The organism is Spongiibacter marinus (assembly GCF_016906995.1).
Lineage (GTDB): Bacteria > Pseudomonadota > Gammaproteobacteria > Pseudomonadales > Spongiibacteraceae > Spongiibacter > Spongiibacter marinus.
Genome location: NZ_JAFBBD010000004.1, coordinates 207,515 through 223,844 on the forward strand (window position 1 = coordinate 207,515; position 16,330 = coordinate 223,844).

At 55.7% G+C, this 16,330-nt stretch carries 17 protein-coding genes; 3 read left to right on the forward strand and 14 right to left on the reverse strand.

Annotated features, from left to right (window positions below; all coding sequences use genetic code 11):
* Positions 1 to 20: 20 nt before the first annotated feature.
* Positions 21 to 1,481, reverse strand: a complete 1,461-nt coding sequence (locus HNR64_RS07525) for a cytochrome P450 (protein WP_204995903.1) — start codon at positions 1,479 to 1,481, stop codon at positions 21 to 23.
* Positions 1,482 to 1,577: 96 nt separating this feature from the next.
* On the opposite strand from HNR64_RS07525, the gene HNR64_RS07530 reads away from it, so the two are divergent.
* On the forward strand, positions 1,578 to 1,949 hold the full coding sequence (locus HNR64_RS07530) for a nuclear transport factor 2 family protein (RefSeq protein ID WP_204995904.1): 372 nt from the start codon (positions 1,578 to 1,580) through the stop codon (positions 1,947 to 1,949).
* A 4-nt stretch (positions 1,950 to 1,953) separates the two neighbouring features.
* On the opposite strand, the gene HNR64_RS07535 is transcribed toward HNR64_RS07530, so the two are convergent.
* The 11 genes from HNR64_RS07535 to HNR64_RS17125 form a co-directional block, all read right to left on the reverse strand.
* On the reverse strand, positions 1,954 to 2,961 hold the full coding sequence (locus HNR64_RS07535) for a HupE/UreJ family protein (RefSeq protein ID WP_204995905.1): 1,008 nt from the start codon (positions 2,959 to 2,961) through the stop codon (positions 1,954 to 1,956).
* Positions 2,958 to 3,902 (reverse strand): peptidyl-prolyl cis-trans isomerase, encoded by a 945-nt coding sequence (locus HNR64_RS07540; RefSeq protein ID WP_204995906.1) that lies wholly within the window; start codon positions 3,900 to 3,902, stop codon positions 2,958 to 2,960. The genes HNR64_RS07535 and HNR64_RS07540 overlap by 4 nt, the downstream gene beginning before the upstream one ends.
* Positions 3,899 to 4,393, reverse strand: a complete 495-nt coding sequence (locus HNR64_RS07545) for a thioesterase family protein (protein ID WP_204995907.1) — start codon at positions 4,391 to 4,393, stop codon at positions 3,899 to 3,901. The genes HNR64_RS07540 and HNR64_RS07545 overlap by 4 nt, the downstream gene beginning before the upstream one ends.
* A 51-nt stretch (positions 4,394 to 4,444) precedes the next feature.
* Positions 4,445 to 5,215, reverse strand: a complete 771-nt coding sequence (locus HNR64_RS07550) for an enoyl-CoA hydratase-related protein (RefSeq protein WP_204995908.1) — start codon at positions 5,213 to 5,215, stop codon at positions 4,445 to 4,447.
* A 16-nt stretch (positions 5,216 to 5,231) separates the two neighbouring features.
* Positions 5,232 to 5,903, reverse strand: a complete 672-nt coding sequence (locus HNR64_RS07555; RefSeq protein ID WP_204995909.1) for a nitroreductase — start codon at positions 5,901 to 5,903, stop codon at positions 5,232 to 5,234.
* Positions 5,904 to 5,915: 12 nt separating this feature from the next.
* Positions 5,916 to 7,055, reverse strand: a complete 1,140-nt coding sequence (locus tag HNR64_RS07560; RefSeq protein WP_204995910.1) for a CaiB/BaiF CoA transferase family protein — start codon at positions 7,053 to 7,055, stop codon at positions 5,916 to 5,918.
* A gap of 87 nt (positions 7,056 to 7,142) precedes the next feature.
* Positions 7,143 to 7,964 carry a crotonase/enoyl-CoA hydratase family protein gene (locus HNR64_RS07565; RefSeq protein ID WP_204995911.1) on the reverse strand — a complete coding sequence of 274 codons (822 nt, stop codon included), beginning with the start codon at positions 7,962 to 7,964 and terminating at the stop codon, positions 7,143 to 7,145.
* A gap of 104 nt (positions 7,965 to 8,068) precedes the next feature.
* Positions 8,069 to 9,700: an acyl-CoA synthetase gene (locus tag HNR64_RS07570; protein ID WP_239547690.1), complete on the reverse strand. Its 1,632-nt coding sequence runs from the start codon at positions 9,698 to 9,700 to the stop codon at positions 8,069 to 8,071.
* A 203-nt stretch (positions 9,701 to 9,903) separates the two neighbouring features.
* Positions 9,904 to 11,067 carry a thiolase domain-containing protein gene (locus HNR64_RS07575; RefSeq protein ID WP_204995912.1) on the reverse strand — a complete coding sequence of 388 codons (1,164 nt, stop codon included), beginning with the start codon at positions 11,065 to 11,067 and terminating at the stop codon, positions 9,904 to 9,906.
* Positions 11,067 to 12,125, reverse strand: a complete 1,059-nt coding sequence (locus tag HNR64_RS07580; protein WP_204995913.1) for a thiolase domain-containing protein — start codon at positions 12,123 to 12,125, stop codon at positions 11,067 to 11,069. Before HNR64_RS07580 ends, HNR64_RS07575 begins: the two co-directional genes overlap by 1 nt.
* Position 12,126: 1 nt before the next feature.
* Complete coding sequence (locus HNR64_RS17125; protein WP_239547691.1) at positions 12,127 to 13,104, reverse strand: Zn-ribbon domain-containing OB-fold protein; 978 nt, start codon at positions 13,102 to 13,104, stop codon at positions 12,127 to 12,129.
* A gap of 209 nt (positions 13,105 to 13,313) precedes the next feature.
* On the opposite strand from HNR64_RS17125, the gene HNR64_RS07590 reads away from it, so the two are divergent.
* Both HNR64_RS07590 and HNR64_RS07595 read left to right on the forward strand, forming a co-directional pair.
* Positions 13,314 to 13,727 (forward strand): YbaN family protein, encoded by a 414-nt coding sequence (locus HNR64_RS07590; RefSeq protein ID WP_204995914.1) that lies wholly within the window; start codon positions 13,314 to 13,316, stop codon positions 13,725 to 13,727.
* 2 nt (positions 13,728 to 13,729) lie between these two features.
* Positions 13,730 to 14,443, forward strand: coding sequence for a ZIP family metal transporter (locus HNR64_RS07595; RefSeq protein WP_204995915.1), 714 nt, complete (start codon positions 13,730 to 13,732; stop codon positions 14,441 to 14,443).
* Positions 14,444 to 14,456: 13 nt separating this feature from the next.
* On the opposite strand, the gene HNR64_RS07600 is transcribed toward HNR64_RS07595, so the two are convergent.
* Positions 14,457 to 14,849 carry a group III truncated hemoglobin gene (locus HNR64_RS07600; protein WP_204995916.1) on the reverse strand — a complete coding sequence of 131 codons (393 nt, stop codon included), beginning with the start codon at positions 14,847 to 14,849 and terminating at the stop codon, positions 14,457 to 14,459.
* Between the two features lie 31 nt (positions 14,850 to 14,880).
* A complete protein-coding gene (gene der, locus HNR64_RS07605) occupies positions 14,881 to 16,296 on the reverse strand; it encodes a ribosome biogenesis GTPase Der (protein ID WP_204995917.1) in 1,416 nt (471 codons plus the stop codon).
* Between the last annotated feature and the right edge of the window lie 34 nt (positions 16,297 to 16,330).

Genomic DNA, 16,330 nt, shown 5'->3' on the forward strand with positions numbered 1-16,330 from the left:
CTTATTTGTAGCCAACACAACTAAGCCGCTCCAGCGTGTTCACGACGCTCGACTCCTCCGCTTCCGCCACCGCCAGCGAGCCCGCGCTTAGCGGTAAAGCGGATCGGCAAGCACTGCAATGTACGTGCAAACATCGACGCCACATAGGGGGAAGGCCCCGCCAGGGAAAGGTTTTCGGTGCGCAGCAGAAACTCACGCAATACGATACGAATTTCCGTGCGCGCCAGCTCGCGACCAATGCAGGCGTGTATACCGTGACCAAATGTCAGGTGTTTTTTGCCGTTGCTGCGGTCAAGACGAATGTCATCGGGCGCCGTGAATACGCGCTCGTCGCGATTCCCCGCCGCCCACATTAGAAACACCCGGCTGTCGGCGGGCAAGTGTACACCGTGCAATTGCGTCGCGCTCTTGGTCCAACGAAAATGCCCCTGAAAGGCCGCTTCAAGGCGAAAGACCTCTTCGATAAAGACCGGCAGTAAGCCATCCAAATCCTCGCGCAGCTGCGTCTGGATTTCGGGGTTTTCAATTAACAGTTTCAGCGCATTCCCCATACTGGTCGCGGAGGAGTCCGACCCGGCGATCAGCAGCTGCATTACTGCGGAAACCGCGGTGTGCTCAGCCATCACCGCATCTTCGCCCGTGGCCGCCTGCACAAACACCGCGCTAAGATCATCGCGTGGCCGCCGCTTGGCCAGTATAAATTGCTGCCAGCAATAGCGATAAAACACCACCAGCTCTGCCTGACTGCGGGCTAGCGCCGCCCCATGAGCGATACCGCTTTGTGTGGCAATACCGTGCACACACCAGTCTTTTATTTTTTCATAGTCTGCTTCGGGAAAGCCCAGCATGCGAATGATCAGTCGCATGGGCAAGCGCCAGGCGAAGTCGCGCATAAACTCAAGTTCCCCTCTGTCGATGACCTCATCCATCATTTCCCGACAAAGCGCCGTCACCTCGTCTTCCATGGCCTTGACCACCCGCGCATTTAAACCGCGATGTCCGACCTTGCGCTCGGCGGTATGGGCCGGCGGATCAGACAGCGCCAACACGTCGCTGGGTATCACTCCCATCATTTCAAGGGGGCGCAACTTCGCCGCCTCGCGCTCGACACTGTGTCCAGGCTTTAGCCCTGCAATCACGCCCTGATGGGTAGACGAAAAAACGTCAGTGTTCCGGCTCACCTCAACAATATCCTGATACCGGGATAGGCAGTAAATGCCATTGGGCAACTGGTAAACCGGGTAGTCGTCGCGCAGCATTTTGTAAAAGGCATAGGGGTTCTGAAAACAGGCGTCTTCCAGCGGCCGAAAATCTTCCGGGCGCGTGGGCTGCCCCACGGCGATATTTCCCGTGGCGGTCTCGGCGCCCGGGCTGTCAACTCGCTTTGTGCGACGGGTATAGCGTCGCGCCGATAACCGCATTCCCCGCTCAATGAGGTGAGAAAGTAAACAACGGCGACTGTGGTAAAACGGACGATTCATAGCAGAGCCTCAGCAAGCTTCATTGCAGGTACTGGTAAAACTACCCGAGCAAGCTTACACTGTAAACCAGAAAATAATAACGGCGAGACACAAGCAATGAACGACAAGAATCAGCAAATAATCGACCAGTTTATGCAGGCGTGGAACCAGCGAAATCTCGAACAGATCATGGGTTTCTTTCACGAGGACGCCGAATACTGCAACATTCCTATGGGACCGCCACACATTGGCAAAGCCGCCATACGCGAATTTATCGAGGGTTTTCTCAACAGCCTGGAAGACATTGAATTCATTGTGCACCACCAGCTTTGCGATGACGCTAATGGTGTTGTCATGAATGAACGCACAGACCGAATAAACCTGGCAGGCAAGACCATTGACCTGCCTGTTATGGGGGTATTTCTATTGCGCGACGGGTTAATTCAGCAGTGGCGGGACTACTTTGATATGGCGCCCTTCAGCAGCTGAGTGCTTACAGGGCGGCACGGCTAAGCTCTGCCGCGAGGCTAACGCCGCGATCCAGGCACCAGAATACCGATATCGCGCCCATGCTGTATATCAGCGCATAGCGCAATGGCGGCTCCCAACGCGAAACCGAGCGCAGGGCTGCCAGCACCGCGGCCAGTGCTGCAACAAAAACTAGCTGCCCGAGCTCAATGCCAATATTAAAGGCCAACACCGCCTTGAGCAGGTGTCCACTGGGCAGACCCAGTTCCGCCAATACGCCGGCAAAGCCCAGCCCGTGCACCAAACCGAACAGCAGCGCCATCGGCCAGGGGTGGCGGCGCAAAATACCGCCAGCGCGGCCAGATGCCGGGCGCGTTAATTCCAGGGCCAACAGTAAAATCGTTGCCGCGATAGCCAACTCCACCAAGGCCGGCCAATGCGGCAACACGTCGATGCTCACCAGCACCAAGGTGATACTGTGCCCGACCGTAAACGCGGTAATGGTCAACAACAGCAGGCGCCATGTGCTAACCAGTAACAGCAGCCCCGCTACAAATAATAAATGATCCAAACCAATTAAGATGTGGCTGAAGCCCAGGCCCAAATACTGTGTAAAGACGCTGCCCTGCGATGCTTTTTCGGCAAATTCAAAGCGCGGGGCGTCCGCCGTTAGGAGTGTTTCGAATAGCTCACCGCGTTCATTCTGAACACGCAATAAGGCCGTTGTACGACTCTGCTGCAAGCCCGTGATGGCGATGCTCTGCCCAGACAAGGGGCTTGAACAATGCAGTTTCCAGCGCCACTCCAGGGCCGTTCCCTGAGGCGAAATATTCGGCGCTGAAGGTGAACACGCAGCGGGAAACTGCGGATGCGGCGGTCGCTGTGCGTCAGCTGGCGTGCGAAACAGCACCTGATATTCAGCATTGCCTACTGCGCGAAATTCCAGCAACGACGGCGCTAATTTATGTGCCCAGCTCGCCCCAGCAAACAGCATTAGTCCCGCCAGGAATGATAGGCGCCAAAATACATTCATGGGCTGCGCACTCGGTAACGTTGGCGTAATTGCTCTATGAAGCCCTGGAGGTTGTCTGCGCGCTGCTGTTGTAACAGCTCCTCGCGCAGCGGCGACCTAACGCTGTCAAATGCGCGCTCAGTAGCAGGATGAAAGCCCGTTATCTTAACCAGATGTAAACCATACGCCGAGGCAACGGGGCCCTGCCAATTGGAAGACTGCAACGACGCTGCTGAGTGCTGTTGCATCCACTGGGAAAAAGATTCACCAAAACTGCGCTCCAGGTGGTATGCCGAGACTTGAGACATCTCAGAGCCAAGCAGAAAGCTGTCTCCCTGTGAGAGAGCCGCGGCGTCACTGAGTGCCCCACTACGCAGCCGTTGGAGTAGGTCTTGGGCCCGCTGTTGCATACCTCGTTTGTCTGCACTGATAAAAACATGCTGGAAGCTATAACTCGGTTCACCGCTCCAGCGCGCTCTATCGGCCTCGTAAGCAGCCCTCAGCTGGGCTTCCGTTGGCGCTGTTAACGCTCCGGAAGCGCTGCCGAGTGCTTCCATGCGCTGTATTAAACGGCGCTGAATCACTTCGTCACCGCGATGGAGCTCCAAGGACAACGCCGTATTCATCTGCTGCTCAGCGCTGCCGTCCATCCCCAGGAAAGCCGCGTTGCGCAATAGCCGTTGTTTGACAACAGGGTCGCTCAAATGCAGCTCTCGGCGCAGTGCTTCGCTAAACAATATGCGTTGGTCAATTTCATGTTGACGCAGCGCCGCGTGCTGCGCCGAGGAAAGCGGTCGCCCCTGCAGTGTTTCGACTTGCACAGCAGCATCGATCAAAAACGCCGCATCGGGCGCCGTAATTTGATAAGCGGCGTATTGCAGCCGCCAATGCTCTGCCGCATACAACAGGCAACCCAGCACAAGAAAATGTATCAGCGGACGCCGATACCAAGGCTTGATCATTCGCCATCCAACCAGGTATTTCGCGGCGGCCGCAATTGACTACCAATATTTAGCGGCAGCGGCTGCGCCAGATTTTCGCGGACTTGCTTACGCAAAAAGCGCTGCAGCGATTCGGGCATGTCTGCTGAGCGCCGCGCTTGTAAGTCGATATGAATGTCCACTTGCTCAGATGTGGCGCTGCGGCATTGCCGGCTGCAGTTATACAGCTCGTGGAAGAAATGCAGACGCTTATTATCGACCGCCAGCAGCCAACACCGCACCTCCAGCTGGTCGCCCAACCCGGCCTCACGCTCATAGCGCATATGGCTTTCCAGCACTGCTTTGCCACACCGGGCCCGGTCGACATACTCCTCATTAAAGCCTAGCCATTCACTGTGCGCGGCGTGCGCCTCGTAGATCACCAAACCAAAGTGCGTCGCATTCATATGGCCGTTTACATCGATCCACTCAGGCTTTACCGCTCCGCGATAACCAATATAGGGCTGATTCATTTTCACTCCCTGGGCTCAATCAAATATTGGCAACCCTCACCTCACAGAGAGTTATGCCTTGCGAAACTGGGAAAAATCCGGTGCGCGCTTTTCCATAATCGCTACGACAGCTTCAATATTTTCGGGCTTACCCGCCAGTTTCGCCATGCCTGCTTGTTCAGCATCAATAGCGGCATGAATCGCTGCACGGTGCACTCGGCGCATCAGATCTTTCGTCTCACGCAACGAGCTGACCGGCCACTTCGCAATTTCTCTTGCCTTCTCCATAGCCCGCTCCAGTAGCTCGTCATCGCTGTAAGCCGCCGTGGCAATACCCAGCTCTACTGCGCGCTCAGCCCCCAGCCACTCAGAGGTATACATCAGTTCTGCGGCTTTACGGGCACCGATGACGGCCTGAAGCTGGTAGCTGCTGCCCCACTCAGGCACCAAGCCCAACGCGGTAAAAGGAAAACGCAAACGCAGGGATTCGCCCACATAGACAACATCGGTATGCAGCAGTAAGGTCGCGCCACCACCTATCGCCACGCCCTTGGCCGCGCTCACAATAGGCTTGTTAAAGTCGACCAGACGTCGCGCGCAGCGCTCGAAAGGGTGCTCCCCACCCGCCTCTGAAAAATCGTTTAGATCTACGCCGCTGGAAAAATCACTGCCCGCTCCGGTCACCACCACACAGGCGACCGCCGGATTTTCATCGGCGGCTTCCAGCGCTTCGCCAAAGGCTAGCCACTGCTCATTGCTAAAAGCATTTTTTTTCTCGGGTCGGTTCAACGTCAGCAGCAGCACACCGTGCTCGTCTAGTTTCTGAAGTACTGTATCGCTCATAGTTATCTCGCTCTATTCAGGAAAAGAACCGCAGGCAATTGTCTGAGGTGTCGCGCTGGGTTCGGCAATTATTCACTGCGGCATCGGTGTCTTCTTCGCCGAAGGAGATACCAAATAGCAGTTTATTTTCCGCACCTATTCCCAGTACCTCTCGCACTAGGTCGGCATTAAAGCTCAGTGCCGTCTGCGGACAACTGGCCAAGCCCTCTGCTGTCAGAGCCAGCATCAGGCTTTGGGCATACATGCCGCAATCGGCTGCTTCGCGTAAACCGAAGGGCTCGGGCAGGAAAATAAATGCCACGTGCGGCGCACCAAAAAACCGAAAGTTTTGCATGAATTGTTCATTGCGCCCGGCTTTATCCTCGCGGGCAATCCCCATCGCGCTATATAGGTCAGTCGCTGCCTGGTATTGGCGCTCCTTGTACACCCCTTGGTATTGGCCATCGTAGGGAAAGTCCATGGTCCACTGCCCTGCGGTAAATGCTTCCGGAATCGCTGATCTGAGTACTTCCAATCGCTCACCACTGACCACCGCGCACAACCACGGTTGCGTGTTACAGTTCGACGGCGCTTGCTGCGCAGCGCGAAAAATCTTCTGTAAGCGCGCCTCGGCTATCGGCTCGGGGCGAAATGCGCGAACTGACCGCCTGCGCTCTAGCACGTCGTAAAAAGCGTGTGCGTGATTCATTCTCTCTCCCTATCAGTCTGTACTAACCGCATTCCCCGCAATTAGCGACTCGATCTTTTCTGTATCGAAACCCAGTTCCTGCAGTAGCTCCCGGCTTTGAGCGCCACTCACCGCTGGGCCACTTTGTATTTCACCGGGAGTGCGAGACAACCTCGGCGCGACGCCAGTTTGAACCACGCCATCGCGTTCAACAAGGTTCCCTCGCTGGGCGTTATGTGGGTGGTCGATTGCCTCATCTAACGGCACAATCGGTGCTACGCAGGCATCAGTGCCGTCGAAAATCGCGCACCACTGTGCCTGGGTCTTTTCCTTAACTCGCGCAGCGATCTGCTCACGCTGACGCGGCCAATCGGCTTTGTTCAACTGCACGCTGTAGTCTGTGCCACCAAAATCAATATCCAGTTTTTCCAGCAACAACGCATAAAACTGTGGCTCGATTGCGCCGAAGGAGATATAGCGCCCGTCTTTGCACTCATAGTTGCGGTAAAACGGCGCGCCGCCATCAAGCATGTTGTGCTCTCGCTCGGCATCCCAGAAGTCGATCGCTTTGAGGCCGTGCAGGGTGCTCATTAACGATGCCGCGCCGTCGCAAATTGCCGCATCGATAACCTGTCCTTTGCCTGACTGGCTTCGCTCATGCAACGCCGCCAGCATTCCCATCACCAGAAATAGCGAGCCGCCACCCAGATCGCCCGCCACGTTCAGGGGCACCGGTGGTGGGCGGTCAGCATCGCCCATGCTTGCCAACATGCCACTTAAGGCGATGTAATTAATATCGTGACCGGCTGTCATTGCCAGCGGCCCGTTTTGCCCCCACCCCGTCATGCGACCGTATATCAACCTTTCATTTGACTGACAGCAAACCTCGGGGCCCAGGCCTAGCTTTTCCATCACACCGGGTCGGAAACCTTCGACAAGCATGTCGGCACTATCGATCAGCTGTCGGGCAAGCGCGAGTCCGTCTTCTGATTTCAGGTTTAAGGCTATCGAGCGCCGACCACGGGTGCTGACATCACCCGGCTGGCCCAGTGCGCCGCTGCGATCAATTCGGATCACCTCAGCGCCCAGGTCGGATAACAACATACAGGCGTAAGGCCCGGGGCCAATGCCGGCCATCTCGATAACTCTCACGCCGTTTAGTGGCCCAGACATAGCCTCATCCTTCTTAGTGGGGGAATTATTGGTATTGAGAAGGGGGTCGCGGGTAGCGGCGGAAGCATCGTCCGCCGCTGCGACGGTCTATTCGCCGATGAATTCGGCGGGACGTTTTTCTTTGAAGGCGCGCATGCCCTCTTTGGCATCCTTGGAGGCAAACACCGGGCCTGCCAGCTCATCGGACTTCAGCATCGCCTCGTCTTCTGCCAGGTGCTCCGTGTGCTCACGCAATGAACGCGTCACCGCTTTCACCGCCAGCGGACCATTTGCACAGATTTTTTCGGCTATTTTCTTCGCTTCGTTCAAGGTTTCACCCTTGGGCACAATGCGGTTAATCAAGCCAAATTCCAGCGCCTGCTGTGCACTAACGTGCTCACCAAGCAGCAGAATTTCAGCGGCAATGCAGTAGGGAATTTGTTTGCGCAGACGCACAGTTGAGCCGGACATCGGATATAGGCCACGCGCCACTTCCGTCACACCGAAGATGGCATCCTCAGCCGCAACGCGAATATCAGTACCCTGAAGAATTTCCGTTCCACCCGCCAGCGCATAACCTTCCACAGCAAGGATCAATGGCTTGCAGGGGCGGTTGTCACGCAGCAGTGCCTGCCAATGGATATTGGGCACTGTGGCCATCAATTCCATAAACTCTTCCGTGCTGCGCTGTTGGCCATCCGCTCCGGCCTTAAGATCCATTCCCGCACAAAAGGTATCGCCGTTGGCGGTAAGAATAGCGCAGCGAAGATCGTCGTCTTCATCCAGCAAGCGCCACGCTTTATAGAGCCCCAACAGCATTTCAGGGCTGAACGCATTTTTTGCTTCCGGGCGGTTCAGGGTAACAATCAGTACGTGGCCGTCTTTTTCAACGATGCAGTTTTCGGTACTGATAGGCAGTTCGGTAGGCATGATTGGCTCCATTAGCAATTCATTGTTATGAGAATAAGTGAAAAGCAGCGGCCATGAATGCGGGCAGAGTGTGCCGGAGTAGCATCGCTACCCCGGCCCAGGGATCAGGAAACCTGCCCCTCACCACTCAGCGCAAAGGCTTTTGCTGTTTTATAGTCGGGCTTGCCGCTGGGGGCGCGAGGAATTTCTGCAATGATATGCACCTCGCGTGGCACCTTGTAACCCGCCACATGTTTGCGGCAATGCTCTTGAACATTCTTAAGGTCGAGGTCGACACCCTCGCGCGCCTGAATAACCGCACTCACGCGGCTACCCCAACGCTCGTCGGGAACGCCAATGACCAGTGCATCGAAGACACCGTCGTGGGCCTTAAGCGCGTCTTCAACCTCTTCGGGGAAAATTTTCTCACCACCGCTGTTAATACAGTTTGAGCCGCGACCGAAGACAGTAATTGACCCATCTTCTTCCAGCTTGGCGGCATCCCCCGTCAACAACCAGGTTTTACCGTCCACCTCAACGAAGGTCTTGGCGGTTTTTTCAGGGTCATTGTAGTAGCCCATTGGGATGTAACCCGCGCGAGCAAAGATACCGGTTTCGCCGAGTTCAGCGTGACGACGCGGCTGGTCTGGCTCGTCGATAATCACGTCCATGTAGTCGGTACGACTAACGTTGCCAAGTCCCGATGCCGTTTTCTTGCTGCCGTTATCCATGCCCATTTGGCCGCCTTCCGACGAACCAAACGCGTTGGTAACAAAGACATTAGGGAAATGCTTCTTGAAGGCCTCTTGCTTGGCTTCAGAGAAGATCGCACCGCCTGAACCAACGTTAAATACTGCCGACAAATCCCAGCGACCGGGGTTCGCATCGAGTGCATCCAACAGGGGAATGGCCATGGCATCGCCAACGATCTGCACAGCATTCACTTTTTCGTCCGCAACGATCTGCCATACCTCGGCACCGTCGAAGGAGCGATTGTGATTAAGCACCAGCTTGTTGCCCGCAAGCAGCTGGATACAGGCATACCACCACGATGCGCCATGCATCAACGGCGCCAGTGCGATACCGGTCAGCGGGTGCTCGCCAACGCGCTCGGTAATATCTTCGGGCTTCTCACAGGGGCCGAGTGGCGAAAAGTGACCGCCGCCGCCCATCGCCGCAAAAAATACATTTTTATGCGGCCACATAACGCCCTTAGGCATGCCCGTAGTACCACCGGTGTAGAGAACAAAGTAGTCGTCATCGGCACGCTCAGCGAAATCGCGCTTGGCGCTCTGCCCTTCACAGGCCTGCGCGTAGTCGATAGAACCAATGCTGGCGATGTCTGCATCGCTACCGTCATCCACCGACACAAATACTTTCAGTTTCTTCGCCGCCGAACGAACTTCGGCAATATGCGGGGCGAACTCGCGGTGATGCACACAGGCAACCATGTCTGCATTATCAAAGATGTAAAGCAGCTCATCTTTCACATAGCGGTAGTTAACATTGATAGGCACCGCGCGAATTTTGAAGCAAGCCAGCATCGCTTCCAGATATTCGTTGCAGTTGTACATGTACAAACCAACGTGGTCGCCGGCCTTCACACCCTGACTGCTCAGGTAGTGGGCCATACGGTTGGCGCCAGCATCAAGCTCGGCGTAGGTCGCACGGCTACTGCCACATACCAGCGCTTCACGGCTGGGTACTTTATCGGCAACGGCTTCAAACAAATCCGCAAGGTTAAAATGCATGCTCATAGTGGGTCCCTGTTAGATCAACGCCGCCTCGACGGCGGCGCCAATTTGTTTAATTGTTATCTCTGCGATGACTCGCAGTAATGTATCGCAACCGTATTGCCGGGCAGGCCAGAACGGCGTATAGCCCAACACAGTAACAAGGCCATTCTCACCCAGCCATCCTCCCAAGGGACGAGTTAAGGGGGATGGCTGATGACCATTTGTTAATGCTTTTCGCTGCTCACTACCCACATTGAGTAGAACTGGGCACCACCGCCATAGGCGTGACCCAATGCCGTCTTGGCACCGTCCACTTGATGGTCTCCCGCTTCACCGCGCACCTGCTGCGCAGCTTCGGCAAAGCGAATCATGCCCGAGGCACCAATCGGGTTCGACGACAGTACGCCACCAGAGCAGTTCCAGGGAATATCGCCACCTTCCAGCAAGGAGGTTGCGCCGCTCATGGTGAGCTCCCAACCCTTACCGTCTTCGGCAAAACCGAGGTTTTCCAGCCACATGGGCTCATACCAAGAAAATGGCACGTAGACTTCGGCGCAATCGAGGTCCTTGCGAGGATTGTCGATACCCGCTTGCTTGTACACATCCTTCGCACAATCGCGGCCCGCTTGCGGATTAACCTGCTCACGACCGGCGTACATAGTCGGCTCAGAGCGCATTGCCGCACCGCGAATCCACGCCGGTTTGCCCGGTGATTGCTCGGCAAGATCTTCGTTGGCAATCACCATCGCGCAGGCACCATCAGACGACGGACAGGCCTCAAGGAAGCGCAGTGGCTCCCACAGCATTGGGCTGTCTTCGACCTCTTTCATAGTAATTTCTGGCAGCTGTAGATGCGCCAGCGGGTTTTTGGCACCGTGCAGGCGGTCTTTAACGGCAACTTTAATACCCGCGTCATAAGGGGCATTAGAGCGGCGCATGTACTCGCGAATAATCGGCGCAAAATAACCGCCAGCACCCGCATTCAAGTGTGGAGAAAATGGCTGAGGGTTGGACAATGCCCACATGGCGTTGGACTCGGATTGCTTCTCAAACGACACCGTGAGAATGCGTTTGAACACGCCGCTCTGCACGTAGGATGCCGCCACGATAGCCGTGGAGCCCCCAACGGAGCCGGCGGTGTGCACGCGCAGCATTGGCTTGCCGTTACAACCCAGTGCATCGGTGAGGTACAGCTCGGGCATGATAACGCCCTCGAACATGTCCGGCGCCTTGCCGAGGATGACGGCATCGATGTCATCCCAGGTTAGCTGGGCATCATTGAGCGCATTCTGCGCCGCTTCGCGAACCAAGCCCGCGATCGATACGTCGCCGCGCTTTGTTTTGTATTTGGTCTGACCGACGCCGACCACAGCAGCTAATTGAGCCATTATTGGGCCTCCAGTACAGTTACCAGGTTTTGTTGCAGACACGGCCCCGACGTTGCGTGTGCCACGCCGCGCTTGCCTTCACCGTTGATTAATCGCATGGCCACTTCACCGATGCGCGACAGGCCAGAGGCCATCATCACATTGCCTGCCAACACGCCGCCCGACGGGTTTACCTTGGTGTCATCGGATAAATTCAGCGCCCGGCGCAGGATGATTTCCTGGTGGCTGAACGGCGCATACAACTCGGCAATATCCACCGGCCCTTGCGCGACGCCAGCCGCCTCAGCCGCTTGTTTGGTAGAGATTGATTGCGTTAGATCGCGCGAGCCGATGTGGTGGGTCTCGATGCGGTGATCAATCCCCTTAATCACGGCATAGGGCTTACCCCATTCTTTAGCCTTCTCGACGGTGCATATAATCATTGCACAAGCGCCATCAGAGATTGGGCAGCAATCGTGGCGACGCAGTGGCGATTCATACTCAGGCTCGGCGAGCAGCTCATCAACACTGACATCACCCTTCAACTGAGCGTGGGGGTTGTTGGCGGCGTTTTTGCGTGAGCGCGCAACGACCTCAGCCATCTCGGCTTCAGTAATCAAACCCTGCTCCAGCATCACCCGCGCCTGCATGGCAGCAAAGGCAATGGTGTCCACCCAGAGTGGCGCCAAGTAGTAGGGGTCGAGCTGTTGAGAGAGTACGATCGGCAATTCGCCTGGCGACGACTTACCAAAGCCGTAAATCAGTGCCGACTCGGCCTGGCCCATTTGAATTTTTAGCCAAGACTCATAGAGCGCCCAGGCGGCGTCCATCTCAACGTGTGACTCTTTAATGGGTGGCACGGCACCCAGCGCGTCAACACCCGCCACAAATGCGAAGGCTGCGCCCTGCTGGTAGTCGCAACTACCAGAGCAGGTGAAGTCAACATCCTGAGCACTGTTAATACCCGTCTGCTTGTAGACTTCCTGCAAGACCGGCATGATCAGCTCAACTTCGTTGCGAGCGCCAGCATCGCGCACACAATCAGACTGGGCAAAGGCTACAATAGCTACATCGCGCATCTTAACGGCCCCCTTTTTTCAATTTGCCAATTTCTTCCACCGGAACATCGGGCTCGTCGATGGGCTTGAAGTACTGGATATTTTCCATGGCATAGCCCCACTCTTCTTCGGGCTTCCACACGGCTTCAACCCGCATACCAATACGCACATCTTCGTTCTTACACTCACTAAGCAGGTGCAGGAAACTGATATTGGCGCCGTCTAGCACCAGGTTTGCAATCACGTAGGGCGGCTTGATCGGGTTGTTGGGAATGGGGATATACACGATAGTGAACGACTCGACGGTAGCCTTATTGGTCAATTCAACTTCGTCGGTTGTCGCCACACCACAGGCAGCGCAGCTACCGCGTGGGGGAATATAAACGTTTTCACAGGAGGGGCAGCGCTGTCCTACCAACTTACCTTTCTTGAGTTCAGCCAGGTAACGTGCGGTCGCGCCACCTGCTGTGAAGTTGTAGGTCAGGTAACTGGGCGAGTCGATACCCGTGATAGGCTCTTCCGCCTCATTAGCTTGGTAGTCTTCACTCAGCGCGGTCGCCTCGGGAACAAAACCATTGATATCAGAGATTAAGCCCTGGGTTTTCTCTGCCCAGCGCGCTTTTACACGCATACCCGTAGACATCTGCGCCGCATCATCTGCATCCACCCAATGAAGCATGGGCGTATCAGCGCCATCGAGCTTAATCAGCGCCCAGGCAAAGGGTTTGTCGCTGGGGTGCGCCTTACGCGGCTCACTGACCCAGCTCCACGTTTGCACAACGCCGCAATCGGCAACATCCACAAAATCGCTCAGCGCTTGCGCACTCACTGGATCAAATTCGACCGGCGGCATAAGCACCTTGCCGTCGCTGCCTTTGATACCGACCATTTTCCGGTCGCGCAACGCTGTGAGAAACTGGCCCACAATAGGGCCGGTTGAACGGGTATAGGTATACCCCAATGTAAAGGCCTGACTTAAAATTTCAGCCGATGAAGACATCTCGTCTCTCCTTGGTAATGTACCCTGCCCTGCAGCTACTTAGGCCATATGGCCGATAGTGCAATAGCAGGCCCAGATTTGGCTTGCCGGAGGAGTATCTCTGTGAGGCTTAAACCAGACAATGTCGCTGCTGATCACTCTGCTGACAAAAACGATCAGCGCGCTAAAATGCCACAGACAACAAACCCAGAGGTCGTACGCCACTCAACATGAAGTCACCCTACGAGCACCGCAATCCCGTCATCCGCTATAGCCTGATCGCCATAGGCTGGCTGTCATTTGTCTTGGGGATGATCGGCTTATTGCTGCCCGTGGTGCCGACATCGCCTTTTTTGATTCTCAGCGCCGCTTGCTTTCTTCGCAGCTCGCCCAAGTTCTATCGCTGGTTAACTGAGCATCCCTGGTTCGGTGTGTACATTCGCTATTACATTGAGGGGCAAGGCATTCCCAAAAAGATAAAGGCGCTGATCATCACCGTGCTGTGGATAATGATGTTAAGTAGCGCCTTTTTGATCGTGCGAATCCCCTGGGTAAGCGCCGTGCTGTGCAGCATCGCCGCGCTAGTCAGTATCTACATACTGCGCCAACCCACCCCGGATGCTGAGCAGAGCGAGTCTGAATAAGTATGTCCGACATCCTGCAAATAATGCTCTACGCTGGACTGGCCGGCGTCGCCATTCCCATAGGCGGCCTGCTGGCACGCATTGAACACCTCGGCCCGGATTGGCTGGAGAACGAATTTCGCCACTTCGTTATCGCCTTTGGTGGCGGCATCTTGCTGGGCGCCGTTAGCTTGGTTTTAGTGCCGGAAGGCCTGAAAGGTATGGACATGCCAGCTCTGGCCATCATCACCATTGTGCTGGGTGGCCTGTGTTTTTTCGCCATTGAGAGAGCAATGGGCTTGCGGCGACGCGAGTCACCACAATTAATGGGGATGATGCTCGACTACATCCCCGAAGCGATCGCCCTGGGCGGGCTGATGGCGACGGGGTCACCGACGGCTGCACTGATGGCGCTGCTGATAGGATTACAAAACCTGCCCGAGGGCTTCAACGCCTACCGTGAGCTCAATCAAATCAGCGCCAACGCGCGCCGTAGCTTGAGAATAATGTATGCCTTTGTGCCGCTGGGACCTATCGCCGGCCTACTCGGTTATCTGTTCCTGGGCGATGCACCAGGCATCTTAGGTGGGATTATGCTGTTCGCTTCAGGCGGGATTTTGTACCTGATATTTCAGGATATTGCACCGCAGTCGCGGCTCGACAAACACTGGGCACCGCCTCTCGGGGCAGTTATGGGGTTTTGCCTGGCGCTGGCAGGCACCATGCTTAGCCATTAACACTGGGCGCCCTTCAGGATGACAGGGCGTGTTCCATATTGGTGGCGATGCGCTTGGCGATCATTTTGGCGCGCTCAGTTTTGGGGCCGGCAAAATGACTATCCGCAGTTTGCTCGAAGTAGCTCAGCCAACGTTCAAAATCGGCAGACGTCAGGGTTTGCTTGGCGTGAAGTGCACGGTGAATATTCATGGTGTGGCGCTGGTAATTATCACCGCCCAGCAACAGTTTCTCCCAGTACGCCTGAATTCGCGGAAAATGCTCACGAATATCGATGTTGGCAACATCGATAAAAATGGGTGCCAGGCGCTCATCGGCCAGCAAGCGCTCGTAAAACGCCTCGACAAACTCACGAATACGCTCGGGCGTATCCATATCGGCATTGGCAGGCGTGGTAGGTAAAGACATATTCACAACGCTTTCCACTGGCGATTGCGCGTTAACGCCCGCGTTTTTTCTTGTTTTCTTTCTTCTTAACAAAGCTGACCAAACGACGCTTGCGGTCTATTTGGCGCTTGCTAAGCTGATTCTTCTTGCCCTCGTAGGGGTTGTCGGAGGTTTTGTACTCAATGCGGATGGGCGTGCCCACCATATTCAGCTCGCGGCGGAAAACTTTCTCCAGATAGCGCGTATAGCTATTGGGCACCTTGCTGGTTTGATTGCCGTGAATCACCACGATCGGCGGGTTGTGACCACCGGGGTGGGCATAGCGCAGTTTGATTCTGCGACCATTGATCATCGGCGGCGCATGGTCGTAGACCGCCCCTTCCAGGATCATCGTTAAACGGCGGGTTTGCAGATCTTGGGTCGCAGAGCGGTAGGCCTTTTCTATCGACTCATACAAATGCCCTACCCCCGTACCATGCAGGGCAGAAATGAAATGCACTTCAGCAAAATCGATGAATTGCAGGCGGCGGTCCAACTCCGTCTTGATACGGTTTTTCTGGTCGGTGGTCAGGCCATCCCATTTGTTGATCGCGACCACCACCGCGCGTCCGGCATCGACAACTTGCCCCAACAAGTGAAGGTCCTGATCGACGATATTTTCGCGACCGTCCATCACCAAAATCACCACATTGGCGTCATCGATGGCCTTGAGGGTCTTAACAATTGAAAACTTTTCCACCGCTTCGTTAATGTGGCGGCGTTTGCGCACGCCCGCGGTGTCGATCAGGGTATAGGGTTCCCCATCGCGCTCATAATTGATGTACACACTGTCGCGGGTGGTACCCGGCTGATCGTAGACGACAACGCGATCTTCGCCGAGCATGCGGTTAACCAGGGTGGACTTACCCACATTTGGCCGGCCAACTACCGCTATTTTTTTACCGGTGGCTTCTTCTCTTTCGGCGGCTTCATCAGCCTCGGGAAACAGGGCGAGAACATCGTCGATCAGCTTGCGCACACCCTTGCCGTGCGTCGCAGTCAGAGGATAAATCGTCGAGGCGCCGGTTTGGTAAAACTCCGCCATGGCCACATTGGGGTCGGCGCCATCCACTTTATTGGCAACGAAAAACACCGGTTTCGAGCAGCCACGCAGGTGGTTAACCAGCCCCTGGTCAGCAGGCATCAAGCCGGCACGCGAATCTAGCATCAGCAGCACGGCATCCGCTTCATCAATGGCCTGCAATGACTGCTGCGCCATCGCTTCATCAATGCCCTCTTCATCGCCGTTGATACCGCCGGTATCAATAACGATGAAATGGCGATCGCCGAGAATGGCATCGCCGTATTTGCGGTCGCGGGTCAGCCCGGGAAAGTTCGCCACCAAGGCATCGCGGCTCTTGGTTAAGCGATTAAACAATGTAGATTTGCCCACATTGGGGCGGCCGACTAAGGCGATTACCGGAACCATACTTCTCTTACCTGAATATACACCGCGTCAGCCA

Excerpts from the sequence above, each read along its gene's own strand:
- HNR64_RS07525 (WP_204995903.1), bottom strand. The coding sequence starts at position 1,481 with ATGAATCGTCCGTTTTACCACAGTCGCCGTTGTTTACTTTCTCACCTC.
- HNR64_RS07530 (WP_204995904.1), top strand. The coding sequence starts at position 1,578 with ATGAACGACAAGAATCAGCAAATAATCGACCAGTTTATGCAGGCGTGG.
- HNR64_RS07535 (WP_204995905.1), bottom strand. The coding sequence starts at position 2,961 with ATGAATGTATTTTGGCGCCTATCATTCCTGGCGGGACTAATGCTGTTT.
- HNR64_RS07540 (WP_204995906.1), bottom strand. The coding sequence starts at position 3,902 with ATGATCAAGCCTTGGTATCGGCGTCCGCTGATACATTTTCTTGTGCTG.
- HNR64_RS07545 (WP_204995907.1), bottom strand. The coding sequence starts at position 4,393 with ATGAATCAGCCCTATATTGGTTATCGCGGAGCGGTAAAGCCTGAGTGG.
- HNR64_RS07550 (WP_204995908.1), bottom strand. The coding sequence starts at position 5,215 with ATGAGCGATACAGTACTTCAGAAACTAGACGAGCACGGTGTGCTGCTG.
- HNR64_RS07555 (WP_204995909.1), bottom strand. The coding sequence starts at position 5,903 with ATGAATCACGCACACGCTTTTTACGACGTGCTAGAGCGCAGGCGGTCA.
- HNR64_RS07560 (WP_204995910.1), bottom strand. The coding sequence starts at position 7,055 with ATGTCTGGGCCACTAAACGGCGTGAGAGTTATCGAGATGGCCGGCATT.
- HNR64_RS07565 (WP_204995911.1), bottom strand. The coding sequence starts at position 7,964 with ATGCCTACCGAACTGCCTATCAGTACCGAAAACTGCATCGTTGAAAAA.
- HNR64_RS07570 (WP_239547690.1), bottom strand. The coding sequence starts at position 9,700 with ATGAGCATGCATTTTAACCTTGCGGATTTGTTTGAAGCCGTTGCCGAT.
- HNR64_RS07575 (WP_204995912.1), bottom strand. The coding sequence starts at position 11,067 with ATGGCTCAATTAGCTGCTGTGGTCGGCGTCGGTCAGACCAAATACAAA.
- HNR64_RS07580 (WP_204995913.1), bottom strand. The coding sequence starts at position 12,125 with ATGCGCGATGTAGCTATTGTAGCCTTTGCCCAGTCTGATTGTGTGCGC.
- HNR64_RS17125 (WP_239547691.1), bottom strand. The coding sequence starts at position 13,104 with ATGTCTTCATCGGCTGAAATTTTAAGTCAGGCCTTTACATTGGGGTAT.
- HNR64_RS07590 (WP_204995914.1), top strand. The coding sequence starts at position 13,314 with ATGAAGTCACCCTACGAGCACCGCAATCCCGTCATCCGCTATAGCCTG.
- HNR64_RS07595 (WP_204995915.1), top strand. The coding sequence starts at position 13,730 with ATGTCCGACATCCTGCAAATAATGCTCTACGCTGGACTGGCCGGCGTC.
- HNR64_RS07600 (WP_204995916.1), bottom strand. The coding sequence starts at position 14,849 with ATGTCTTTACCTACCACGCCTGCCAATGCCGATATGGATACGCCCGAG.
- der (WP_204995917.1), bottom strand. The coding sequence starts at position 16,296 with ATGGTTCCGGTAATCGCCTTAGTCGGCCGCCCCAATGTGGGCAAATCT.